The sequence below is a fragment of the Pseudomonas sp. zfem005 genome (genome assembly GCF_032621735.1).
In the GTDB taxonomy this organism is placed as follows: domain Bacteria; phylum Pseudomonadota; class Gammaproteobacteria; order Pseudomonadales; family Pseudomonadaceae; genus Metapseudomonas; species Metapseudomonas solani.
Genome location: NZ_JAVYJE010000010.1, coordinates 268,155 through 277,782 on the forward strand (window position 1 = coordinate 268,155; position 9,628 = coordinate 277,782).

At 65.5% G+C, this 9,628-nt stretch carries 15 protein-coding genes; 12 read left to right on the plus strand and 3 right to left on the minus strand.

The window, feature by feature from the left end:
• The first annotated feature begins 4 nt into the window (after positions 1-4).
• The 6 genes from RTW82_RS23060 to RTW82_RS23085 all read left to right on the plus strand — a co-directional run bounded on the left by RTW82_RS23060 (position 5) and on the right by RTW82_RS23085 (position 4,207).
• On the plus strand, positions 5-403 hold the full coding sequence (locus RTW82_RS23060; RefSeq protein WP_410478836.1) for a phage GP46 family protein: 399 nt from the start codon (positions 5-7) through the stop codon (positions 401-403).
• A complete protein-coding gene (locus tag RTW82_RS23065) occupies positions 390-1,430 on the plus strand; it encodes a baseplate J/gp47 family protein (RefSeq protein WP_316926608.1) in 1,041 nt (346 codons plus the stop codon). Before RTW82_RS23060 ends, RTW82_RS23065 begins: the two co-directional genes overlap by 14 nt.
• Positions 1,421-2,026 (plus strand): YmfQ family protein, encoded by a 606-nt coding sequence (locus RTW82_RS23070; RefSeq protein WP_316926609.1) that lies wholly within the window; start codon positions 1,421-1,423, stop codon positions 2,024-2,026. The genes RTW82_RS23065 and RTW82_RS23070 overlap by 10 nt, the downstream gene beginning before the upstream one ends.
• Positions 2,027-3,184 carry a hypothetical protein gene (locus RTW82_RS23075; protein WP_316926610.1) on the plus strand — a complete coding sequence of 386 codons (1,158 nt, stop codon included), beginning with the start codon at positions 2,027-2,029 and terminating at the stop codon, positions 3,182-3,184. It begins immediately after the preceding gene.
• On the plus strand, positions 3,181-3,507 hold the full coding sequence (locus tag RTW82_RS23080; RefSeq protein WP_316926611.1) for a hypothetical protein: 327 nt from the start codon (positions 3,181-3,183) through the stop codon (positions 3,505-3,507). The genes RTW82_RS23075 and RTW82_RS23080 overlap by 4 nt, the downstream gene beginning before the upstream one ends.
• Positions 3,508-3,577: 70 nt before the next feature.
• Positions 3,578-4,207, plus strand: coding sequence for a hypothetical protein (locus tag RTW82_RS23085; protein WP_316926612.1), 630 nt, complete (start codon positions 3,578-3,580; stop codon positions 4,205-4,207).
• On the opposite strand, the gene RTW82_RS23090 is transcribed toward RTW82_RS23085, so the two are convergent.
• Positions 4,204-4,434, minus strand: coding sequence for a RidA family protein (locus RTW82_RS23090; protein ID WP_316926613.1), 231 nt, complete (start codon positions 4,432-4,434; stop codon positions 4,204-4,206). The genes RTW82_RS23085 and RTW82_RS23090 overlap by 4 nt on opposite strands.
• A 137-nt stretch (positions 4,435-4,571) precedes the next feature.
• On the opposite strand from RTW82_RS23090, the gene RTW82_RS23095 reads away from it, so the two are divergent.
• The 3 genes from RTW82_RS23095 to RTW82_RS32270 are packed head-to-tail and all read left to right on the plus strand — an operon-like array spanning position 4,572 to position 5,703.
• Entirely contained in the window at positions 4,572-5,120 is a 549-nt protein-coding gene (locus tag RTW82_RS23095; protein ID WP_316926614.1) for a glycoside hydrolase family 19 protein, read from the plus strand.
• A 9-nt stretch (positions 5,121-5,129) separates the two neighbouring features.
• The gene (locus tag RTW82_RS23100; RefSeq protein ID WP_316926615.1) at positions 5,130-5,603 is read left to right on the plus strand and encodes a hypothetical protein; all 474 of its coding nucleotides are present in this window, start codon (positions 5,130-5,132) and stop codon (positions 5,601-5,603) included.
• Entirely contained in the window at positions 5,527-5,703 is a 177-nt protein-coding gene (locus tag RTW82_RS32270; protein WP_410478838.1) for a hypothetical protein, read from the plus strand. The genes RTW82_RS23100 and RTW82_RS32270 overlap by 77 nt, the downstream gene beginning before the upstream one ends.
• Here the strand turns inward: RTW82_RS32270 and RTW82_RS23105 are convergent, their stop codons facing one another.
• The gene (locus RTW82_RS23105) at positions 5,704-5,991 is read right to left on the minus strand and encodes a hypothetical protein (protein ID WP_316926616.1); all 288 of its coding nucleotides are present in this window, start codon (positions 5,989-5,991) and stop codon (positions 5,704-5,706) included.
• Between the two features lie 89 nt (positions 5,992-6,080).
• Positions 6,081-6,761, minus strand: a complete 681-nt coding sequence (locus tag RTW82_RS23110; protein WP_316926617.1) for an SOS response-associated peptidase — start codon at positions 6,759-6,761, stop codon at positions 6,081-6,083.
• A gap of 343 nt (positions 6,762-7,104) precedes the next feature.
• On the opposite strand from RTW82_RS23110, the gene RTW82_RS23115 reads away from it, so the two are divergent.
• From RTW82_RS23115 to trpC, 3 genes are read left to right on the plus strand one after another with little or no spacing between them, the layout of a single operon-like run.
• Entirely contained in the window at positions 7,105-7,698 is a 594-nt protein-coding gene (locus tag RTW82_RS23115; protein WP_021221610.1) for an aminodeoxychorismate/anthranilate synthase component II, read from the plus strand.
• A 1-nt stretch (position 7,699) separates the two neighbouring features.
• Positions 7,700-8,749: an anthranilate phosphoribosyltransferase gene (gene trpD / locus RTW82_RS23120; protein ID WP_316926618.1), complete on the plus strand. Its 1,050-nt coding sequence runs from the start codon at positions 7,700-7,702 to the stop codon at positions 8,747-8,749.
• Entirely contained in the window at positions 8,746-9,582 is an 837-nt protein-coding gene (gene trpC, locus RTW82_RS23125; protein ID WP_316926619.1) for an indole-3-glycerol phosphate synthase TrpC, read from the plus strand. Before trpD ends, trpC begins: the two co-directional genes overlap by 4 nt.
• Positions 9,583-9,628 lie beyond the last annotated feature (46 nt).

Genomic DNA, 9,628 nt, shown 5'->3' on the forward strand with positions numbered 1-9,628 from the left:
CATGCTGCTGCAGCTGGACGACCTCAAGACCGGCCTGGAGCGCGCCGCCGTCATCAGCGTGCTGACCTGGCGCCGCGCCGGCCCTGACGATCCGCTCGACGATGGCGAGCGCTACGGCTGGTGGGGCGACAGCTTCCCCACCGTCACCGACGACCGAATCGGCTCGCGCCTGTACCTGTTGCGCCGGCGGACCCTGACGGCCGATACCGAGCGCACCGCGCTGGACTACGTGCGCGAGGCGCTGCAGTGGCTTATCGACGACGGCCACGTCGGCCGCGCGGTGGTCACCGGGTCACGCCGTGTCGACCGCTTCGACGTGCTGGTCGAGCTGTTCACCCCTGACGGTGCCCGCGTGCCCGTCGCCTTCGACAACCTTTGGCAGGTGATCAATGCCGTTCAATAAACCGACCTTGGCCGAGCTGATCGGCACCGCGCAAAACGACCTGGCCGGCGCCGATGGCCTGCGCCATTCGGACGGCCAGGTACTGTCCCGCGTCCACGCTGGCGGCCTGTACGGCCTCTATGGCTACCTCGGCTGGGTGGCTGACCAGATCCTGCCCGACACCTGCGATGAGGACATGCTGCTACGCCATGCGGATCTACGGCCCATCCCGGGCCGGTTGCCGGCCGTGGCGGCCTTGGGCCCTGCCAGCTTCATCGGCGCCGCCGGCGCCGGCGTGGATGCCGGCACGTTGCTGCAGCGCAAGGATGGGGTGCGCTTCCGGGTGGTCTCGCCGGTCGTCCTGCTGGGGGCCACCGGCGCCGTGCAGTTGGCGGCGGTTGACCCGGGCATTTTGGGCAACACCCCCGCCGGCACGGAGCTGACGCTGGTCTCGCCCGTCCTGGGCGTGCAGGGGGTCTTCACCGTGACGGGTAACGGCCTGCAGGGTGGCGTCGCGGAAGAGACCATCGAAGCGCTGCGTGCCCGGGTGCTGCGGTCCTATCGGGCGTTGCCCCATGGCGGCAACACCGACGACTACCAGACCTGGGCCCTGGAAGTGCCCGGGGTGACGCGGGTCTGGGTGCGCCGGCACTGGGTCGGCCCCGGCACCGTGGGGGTGTTCGTGATGCGTGACGGCGACCCCTCGCCGTTCCCGGATGAGGCCGCGCTTGCGGTGATCAAAGCCTACATCGAGGCGCAGCGCCCCATCACTGCGGAGCTGCATGTTTTAGCGCCTGCGCCGGTGGCTGTTCAGTACAGGCTTCGGGTAACGCCCGACACGCCGGCCGTTCGCGCCGCTGTTGAAGCGGAGCTGAAGGCGTTGCACCTGCGTGACGGCGCCCTGGGTACCACGTTGCTGCGGACACACATCAGCGAGGCAATCAGCGGCGCCGCCGGTGAGCGTGACCACGAGATCGTGGAGCCGGTGGCCAACGTGACGCCGGCGGGTAACCAACTGCTGGTGTATGGGGGTGTGCAATGGCTGTAAGAACGCCGGCCGACTACTACGCCCAGTTGCGCGCGATGCTGCCGCCCGGGCCGGCTTGGGATGCCGCGCTGCACCCCGAGCTTGACGAGGTGCTGCAGGGCCTGGCCCCGGCGATGGCGACGGCGGATCAGCGCTCCGGCGACCTGCTGAGCGAAGGCGCGCCCCTGGGCGAGCATGAGTTGCTTCCAGACTGGGAGCGCGTCACGGGCCTCCCTGACGCCTGTATCAGCGCTGAGCCGACCGCTGAAGAGCGCAAGAAGGCGGTTCACCAGCGCCGCACCGGCCTGGGCGGGCAAACGCCGGCCTATTACCTGCAGCTGGCGGCGAGCCAGGGTTTCCCCAATGCCAAGATCGTCGAGCACAAGGCGCCGCGCTTCGGCCGGGCGCGCTTCGGCCGCGACCACTTCGGCACCTGGGCGTCGCAATTCATGTGGACGCTCTACACCGGCCAGCGGCTGACCCAGGGCCGGCGCTTCGGCGCCGCCTATTTCGGCGAGCGCTTCGGCCGCAACCCAGCGGAGTCGCTGGAATGTCTCGTGCGGCGCGCAGCGCCTGCACACACCGTTGAACACATCGTTTATGAAGAGGCGCCATAGATGGATTACCCCAAGACTGTCCCGGGGGCTGGCCTGGTGGCTGGCCGTTTTGTCGATGAGAACACCGCCACCGGCACCCCGGGGTCGCTGATGTCGGCGGCGTGGGGCAACGCCATCACCGATGAGATACTGAACACCATCATTGCGTCAGGCCTCGCGCCTGACGAAACCAAGTTCAATCAGCTGTCCGCCGCCATCGTGCGCCTGGTCGGGCAGAACACCAAAGACCCGCTCAACACGACCCGCGTCGACGTGGCCTCGGCCGCGACGGTCAACCTGACCACGGCGGCCGGCGACTCTCGCCATATCAACCTGACCGGCTCTACGGCGATCACGAAATTTACGGTCGCGGTGGGGCGCTGCTACTTCGTGCGCTTCGACGGCTCAATTCGCCTGACCGTAGGCGCGAACATCAGCACAAACACCGGCTACAGCATCAACGCCGCCAATGGCGATACCTGCATCATCCGGGCGACGGCCGCTGATGTGGTCGAGGTGCTGGCGTTCTCGCCGACCCTGGCGCCGCTGGATACGGTGCAGGTCAACTTCTCGTCATCGGCGGCGATCAACCTGACGACCGATGCGCCCGATACCCGGCATATCCTGCTGGCCGGTAGCGGCACGATCACCGGCTTTACGGTGCTGAAAGGCCGCTGCTACCTCGCCCGGTTCAATGGTGCCGCGCGCCTGGTCAACGGCGCCGCCATCATCACGAGCACCGGCGCGGATATCGTCGCGGCGGCTGGCGATTCCTGTTGGCTGATTGCCACGGCCGCCAACGTGGTGGAGGTGGTGGGCTACACGCGCGGTCGCTTCCGTCAGAAACCCGACTTCGAATCGACCGGTCTGGCGATCACCAACGCGGGCCGCCTGACTGTCGCCCATGGGCTGGGCGCGAAGCCGTCCCTCTTTGAAGCCGTGGTGCGCTGCAAGGCGGCAATCAGCAACATCGCGATAGGCGATGAAATCAAGATGGACGCCGGTTTCATGGACAGCAACGCCGCCAACACGACCCGGGGCGCGATGGTGTCGGCCAACGCCACCAACCTGCTGGTCCAGTTCGGTTACAACACCGCTATTCCGATCATTGCTTCCGATGGCGGCTACATCGACGCCAGCAACACTAACTTTGAAGTGGTCCTGAGGGCTTGGGCATGAACTATTGCATTGACGCTTCCGGCCGCTACCTGGGCGGTTTCTCCGAGGTGCCCGAGGGCGCCACCGTGGTTCCGTCCGCGCCTGACGATGCGCGGCAGCCCTGGCTCGGCGACAACTGGGGGCCGGTCCCGGTGACCCGCGCAGAGATCGAGGCGGACCGCCTGCGTGCCTATGCCGATCCGCTGATCGGCAGTGACCGCTACTTCTCCGAGGCGCAGCGCGAAACGCTGCTGGGCAACACCGAGGCGGCCGAGGCTGCGAAGGCCCAGGGCCTGGCCCGTTACGCCGAAATCCAAGCGGAGAACCCCTGGCCTGGCATCTAGGCCGCATGCGCGTCCCGCCAGGCCCCGCACATCGCGGGGCTTTCTTTTTTCTGAGTCGAGGAATCAACCCATGATTGCCCATGTACTGGTGGCCGGCCTTCAGCTGGTCGGCCTGCTGTTTCTGCGTGTCCTGCTGATCCTGGTCGGGCTGATCGTCGTGCCGTTCGCGCTGCCGCTACGCGTCACGCAAGGCCCGCCCCGCCCTTTCACCGAGGCCGTGGGCGACTGGCTGCTGATCACCCTGCCGGGCTGGGCCTGGCTGTGGAGCAACGACCGCGACGGCGCCGCCGGCGACAAGCGCGGCTGGTGGCACGTCAACGCGCCGTTCGGCCTTGGCGCCTATCACTGGTTGTCGATGTTCTGGTGGCTGGCGATCCGCAACCCGGCGAACAACGCGCGGTTTACGCGGCTATTCGGCTGCCCGGTGACGGAGTGCGACTACCGCTACTGGGGGCAGGAGGTCGTCAAGGACAAGCCTGGCCAGGGTGGCTGGCGGTTCCTGCTGGCCACCCGCAAGGCCACAGGGCGCCGTTACTACGGGCTGTATTGGGTCCGCCAGTGGAACGACAGCCGCGCCCTGGTCGTGCAGTTGGGCTTCAAGGGTGAGCCCAGCGACTGGACCGAGGACTACAGCGGCGACCTGTCGCGGCAGTGGAAGGGCATCACCTTCGAAGTGAACCCTTACAAGAGCATCGCCTAGGTCTGGGATGAACCTTTTCTTTGAAGGGGGCTCACATCGAGGATTTCTATTCCGCAGCCTTTCAACCAGTCCTCCACCGCAGCAGATGAGCGGGACGGCTTTGGTTGGTCGGGGAATTCGAGCGTGTAGACCGTGAAGGCGACGGCCTTCAGGTTCGGTAAGGCGCGGGTAGCAATGCGCGTGTATCGCCTCTCCCCGGCTAGGGAATAGGTGATCAGCCAATCCATCCGTTGGACTCCTTTTGCAATGCCAACCTGTTTCAGCTACTGGATCCTAGGTCCATAAGTCAGCCATCGCAATGATGGCTTAAAGCTCCTAACCGTTGCCCGCCTCGTGCGGGCATTTCTTTTTCCTGGAGAAATGCATGACGCTCACTGAGCCGCAACTGCTGCAGATACTCCCCAACGCCGGCCGCCAAGCCGGCGTTTTCGTTCCACATATCAACGCTGCCGCCGAGCGTTGGCAGATCAACACCCCGAAAAGGCTGGCGGCGTTCCTGGCTCAGATCGGCCACGAGTCGGGCCATCTGCGGTACGTCAAAGAGATCTGGGGCCCGACCGATGCGCAGTCGCGCTACGACGTGCGGCCGGATCTTGGCAACACCCTGGAGCGGGATGGCGACGGGCGCCTTTACATGGGGCGTGGCCTCCTGCAGATCACCGGGAAGGCCAACTACGCCAAGGTCAGCGCGGCACTGTTCAACGACCAGCGCCTGGTCGCTGAGCCCCAGCTGCTGGAGTTGCCCGAGCACGCGGCTCAGTCGGCTGCCTGGTTCTGGTGGGTACGTGAGCTGAACGGCCTGGCTGATCGTGGCCAGTTCACCCAAATAACCCAGCGCATCAACGGTGGCCAGAACGGCGCACAGGATCGCCTGCAGATCTGGCAGCGGGCCCGCCTCGTGCTCGGCGTCTAGGAGGTGGCCATGTCCCTATTCGACGTTGTGCCCGCGCCTCTGCGGGTGTTCGTGCTGGTGGCGCTGGTCGCTGCCGGCGCCGGCTTGGCCTGGTGGGTGATCGCGCCTCGCATCGACCTGCAGGAGGCCCGGGCCGATGCGGCCGAGCGTCAGCTGCTGGAGGCGATGGCGAGCGTGGAGCGGCTTTCCCAGCAGCTCGTCCGCCAGCAGGCGACGCTCGACCAGTTGGCAGAGATTGAGCGCCGGCTGCAGCAGCTCGGCCAGACCGTAAACCGCAACACGTCCGTCCAGTCGGCGGCATTTGAGGAGCTGAAACGAAATGACCGCGAGATTGCCGCGTACCTGGCTGGCCCTGTCCCTGGGGCTCTTGGCCGGTTGTATGAACGACCCGAGACCACAGACCCCGCTGCCTGGCACGCCCCGAATGGCGTGCTCCCTGGTGCCGTGCGTGCTGCCGGCGCGGCCGGCGGTGCTGGTCAATGACCAGTGGCGGCAGGCGCTGGACGCCACTGATGCGGCGTTGAGTTCGTGCGCCCTACAGGTGATGGGCTGCATCGAGCGGCAGAAGGTGCAGGCGCCTTGATCAGTTGCCCGGTGGCATCCTGCCCCAGGTCTCGGAGGCGCCGCTCGGTAGCGGCTTCTGGTCGAGCTTTGCCGGTCTGTTGTCTCGTTGGACGCCCCGGTAATCGCGCCGATACTTGGCGAACTCGGTGCGCAAATGTTGGCGTGCGCCTTCTGTCCCTAGCTCGTCCACCAGCAGCTCTAGTGCGATGGTGGCCAGGTCCTGGATGGTGTTGGGCTTGAATACCTGGTCGTACTGTCGGCCGCTGACGGAAATGAGGGCATGGATGGATAGGTAGTAGCGTGGCATGGTGGTCACTCCGAAATACTGTTTATATGTACAGTATTTGCGGAGTGTGGTGTGTGCGAGTTGATAGGCGGTCTAGGCCCGGGGATCTGCTATGCAGGCCCCGGGCCTTTTGTCGTTTCTGGGGTGAGGATCTGCGGGCCGTCATTGCGGGCGTTGTTCGCGGCCACGCCGACGCGGAACCACTCGAACACCTCGGGCCCTTCGCCGTGCTCCAGCATATCGCGGGCGCGCTCGCGTGTCGTTGCGGGGTCTAGCCACTCCCGGGCCAGCTCAGGGGTGAATGCCACCGGACGCCGGTCGTGGATATCCACCATCCCGCCAGTGCTGGCGGCCGTAATGATGGCGACCCCGTCGCCTGGTTGCGGCTCTTGGTGGTGGACCTGGCCGACGGTCGCGCACAGCGTCATCTGCCCGTCGCGGCGCCGGATGAACCAAGGCTTTTTGTGGCCCTTCTCGCCCGTCCACTCGAACCACCCATTGATAGGCGTCAGCATCCGATGGGGCCAGGCGATCCGCCAGAATGGGCTGCTCGCCACCTGGTCGGCTCGGGCGTTGCTGGGCCTGCGCCGTTCGGTCGCCCAGTGCGGAGCCCATCCCCATTTCGTGGACGCGGGCAAGGGTTCGCCGCCTGCATCGAGCAGCACCTGCAGGCGGGTATCTGGTGGGATGTTGTAGCGGGGGGGGATCTCGACCGATGGCTGCGGGCCTCGGTAGCTCAGTAGCTCGTAGATCTCGGCCCATGACATGAACTGGGCAACGCGGCCGCACATGGTCGGCTCCCTAGTGCTGAACGTTGGGGAAGGGTAGACCAGCCGTGTAGGTACAGTGATATTGCACCTACCAGCCCCCTTGGGCTACTGTGCCCGGACGGCAACACGAGACATCCCCGTGAAAATCAGCAGCACCCTCCTCATGCGCGTTATCAAAGCCCACGCCCGTTGGCGCTGGCGCGCCTGATCTCTTCTTTTCCGGCTAGGCCGGATGCCTGTAGCTCGTCTGCCAAACACCTCCGAATCAGCCCAAACCCAGCGACATAAATTGCGGGTATATATGCGGGTACGAAATGAGAGGGTCGGACGAAAAGGTCAGTAAATTCAAAGGGTTAAAAACAAAATGCTGCTGATGATCGATAATTACGACTCTTTTACCTACAACGTGGTGCAGTACCTGGGCGAACTGGGTGCTGATGTCCATGTGATCCGCAACGACGAACTCTCCGTCGCCGAGATCGAGGCCCTGAACCCCGAGCGCATCGTGGTTTCCCCCGGCCCCTGCACGCCCACCGAGGCGGGCGTGTCGCTGGAGGTGATCACCCACTTCGCCGGCAAGCTGCCGATCCTCGGCGTGTGCCTGGGCCACCAGAGCATCGGCCAGGCCTTCGGTGGCGACGTGGTGCGTGCGCGCCAGGCCATGCATGGCAAGACCAGCCCGGTGTTCCACGAGGACCTGGGCGTGTTCGAAGGGCTGAACAACCCGCTGACCGTGACCCGCTACCATTCCCTGGTGGTGAAGCGCGAGACGCTGCCGGAGTGCCTGGAAATCACCGCCTGGACCCAGCACGCCGATGGCGCCGTGGACGAGATCATGGGCCTGCGCCACAAGACGCTGAACATCGAGGGTGTGCAATTCCATCCGGAATCCATACTCACCGAGCAGGGCCACGAGCTGCTGGCCAATTTCCTCAAGCAACAGGGCGGGGTGCGCTGAGATGGATATCAAGGAAGCCCTCAACCGCGTGGTCAACCAACTGGACCTGACCACCGAGGAAATGCAGGACGTGATGCGCCTGATCATGACCGGCCAATGCACCGACGCGCAGATCGGCGCCTTCCTCATGGGCATGCGCATGAAGAGCGAGACCATCGACGAGATCGTCGGCGCGGTCTCGGTGATGCGTGAGCTGGCCAGCCGTGTCGAACTGGGCTCCCTGGCCCGGGTGGTCGACGTGGTCGGCACCGGTGGCGACGGCGCCAACATCTTCAACGTCTCCTCGGCCGCGAGCTTCGTGGTCGCCGCCGCGGGGGGCAAGGTCGCCAAGCACGGCAACCGTGCGGTGTCCGGCAAGACCGGCAGCGCCGACGTGCTGGAAGCGGCCGGCATCTACCTGGACCTGAAGCCCGAACAGGTGGCGCGCTGCATCGAGCACGTCGGCGTCGGCTTCATGTTCGCCCAGGTCCATCACAAGGCGATGAAGTACGCCGCTGGCCCGCGTCGCGAGCTGGGGCTGCGCACCCTGTTCAACATGCTCGGCCCGCTTACGAATCCGGCCGGTGTGAAGCACCAGGTGGTCGGCGTATTCAGCCAGGCGCTGTGCCGCCCGCTGGCCGAGGTACTCAAGCGCCTGGGCAGCGAGCACATCCTGGTGGTGCATTCGAAGGATGGCCTGGACGAAATCAGCCTGGCTGCGCCGACCCAAGTCGCCGAACTGAAGGACGGCGTGGTCACCGAGTACCAGGTGCAGCCCGAGGATTTCGGCATCAAGAGCCAGAGCCTGATCGGCCTCGCCGTGGACAGCCCGCAGCAGTCGCTGGAGCTGATCCGCGATGCCCTGGGCCGTCGCAAGACCGAGAATGGCCAGAAGGCTGCCGAGATGATCGTGCTCAACGCCGGTGCTGCGCTCTACGCAGCGGACCACGCGAGCACCTTCAAAGAGGGCGTGCAGCTCGCCCATGACGCGCTGCACACCGGCCTCGCCCGCGAGAAGCTGGAAGAATTGGCCTCCTTTACCGCGGTGTTCCGAGTGGAGAATGAAGCGTGAGCATCCCTACCGTTCTTGAAAAGATCCTGGCCCGCAAGGCCGAGGAAGTCGCCGAGCGCCGCCTGCGCGTACCGCTGGCAGAAGTCGAAGCGCTGGCCCGTGCCGCCGATGCGCCCCGTGGTTTTGCCCGTGCGTTGCTGGAGCAGGCTGCACGCAAGCAGCCGGCGGTGATCGCCGAGATCAAGAAGGCTTCCCCGAGCAAGGGCGTCATCCGCGAGAACTTCGTACCGGCGCAGATTGCCCGCAGCTACCAGGATGGCGGCGCCACCTGCCTTTCGGTGCTGACCGACATCGATTTCTTCCAGGGTGGCGACGCCTACCTGCAGGAGGCCCGCGCGGCCTGCTCGCTGCCGGTGATCCGCAAGGATTTCCTCATCGACCCCTACCAGGTGGTCGAGGCGCGTGCGCTGGGTGCCGACTGCGTGCTGCTGATCGTCTCCGCCCTGTCCGATGCGCAGATGGCCGAGCTGGCGAAGACCGCCAAGGATGTGGGGCTGGATGTACTGGTGGAGGTGCACGATGGCGATGAGCTGGAGCGGGCGCTGAACACCCTGGATACGCCGCTGGTGGGTATCAACAACCGCAACCTGCACACCTTCGAGGTGAGCCTGGACATCACCCTGGACCTGCTGCCGATGATCCCGCGTGATCGTCTGGTGATCACCGAGAGCGGCATCCTCAATCGCGCCGATGTGGAGCTGATGGAAGTCAGCGAGGTGTTCGGCTTCCTGGTGGGCGAGGCGTTCATGCGTGCCGAGGAACCGGGCACGGAGCTGCGCCGGCTGTTCTTCCCCGAGCGTGGCGGAGTGAGCCGGGCGATCGATCCTGATTGACTGGAAGTGCACATGGAAAAGCCGGCGTCCTGCCGGCTTTTTCATG

What these genes read in the sequence shown, in the direction of transcription:
- RTW82_RS23065 (WP_316926608.1), top strand. Translation starts at nt 390, where the DNA reads ATGCCGTTCAATAAACCGACCTTGGCCGAGCTGATCGGCACCGCGCAA.
- RTW82_RS23070 (WP_316926609.1), top strand. Translation starts at nt 1,421, where the DNA reads ATGGCTGTAAGAACGCCGGCCGACTACTACGCCCAGTTGCGCGCGATG.
- RTW82_RS23075 (WP_316926610.1), top strand. Translation starts at nt 2,027, where the DNA reads ATGGATTACCCCAAGACTGTCCCGGGGGCTGGCCTGGTGGCTGGCCGT.
- RTW82_RS23080 (WP_316926611.1), top strand. Translation starts at nt 3,181, where the DNA reads ATGAACTATTGCATTGACGCTTCCGGCCGCTACCTGGGCGGTTTCTCC.
- RTW82_RS23085 (WP_316926612.1), top strand. Translation starts at nt 3,578, where the DNA reads ATGATTGCCCATGTACTGGTGGCCGGCCTTCAGCTGGTCGGCCTGCTG.
- RTW82_RS23090 (WP_316926613.1), bottom strand. Translation starts at nt 4,434, where the DNA reads ATGGATTGGCTGATCACCTATTCCCTAGCCGGGGAGAGGCGATACACG.
- RTW82_RS23095 (WP_316926614.1), top strand. Translation starts at nt 4,572, where the DNA reads ATGACGCTCACTGAGCCGCAACTGCTGCAGATACTCCCCAACGCCGGC.
- RTW82_RS23100 (WP_316926615.1), top strand. Translation starts at nt 5,130, where the DNA reads ATGTCCCTATTCGACGTTGTGCCCGCGCCTCTGCGGGTGTTCGTGCTG.
- RTW82_RS23105 (WP_316926616.1), bottom strand. Translation starts at nt 5,991, where the DNA reads ATGCCACGCTACTACCTATCCATCCATGCCCTCATTTCCGTCAGCGGC.
- RTW82_RS23110 (WP_316926617.1), bottom strand. Translation starts at nt 6,761, where the DNA reads ATGTGCGGCCGCGTTGCCCAGTTCATGTCATGGGCCGAGATCTACGAG.
- RTW82_RS23115 (WP_021221610.1), top strand. Translation starts at nt 7,105, where the DNA reads ATGCTGCTGATGATCGATAATTACGACTCTTTTACCTACAACGTGGTG.
- trpD (WP_316926618.1), top strand. Translation starts at nt 7,700, where the DNA reads ATGGATATCAAGGAAGCCCTCAACCGCGTGGTCAACCAACTGGACCTG.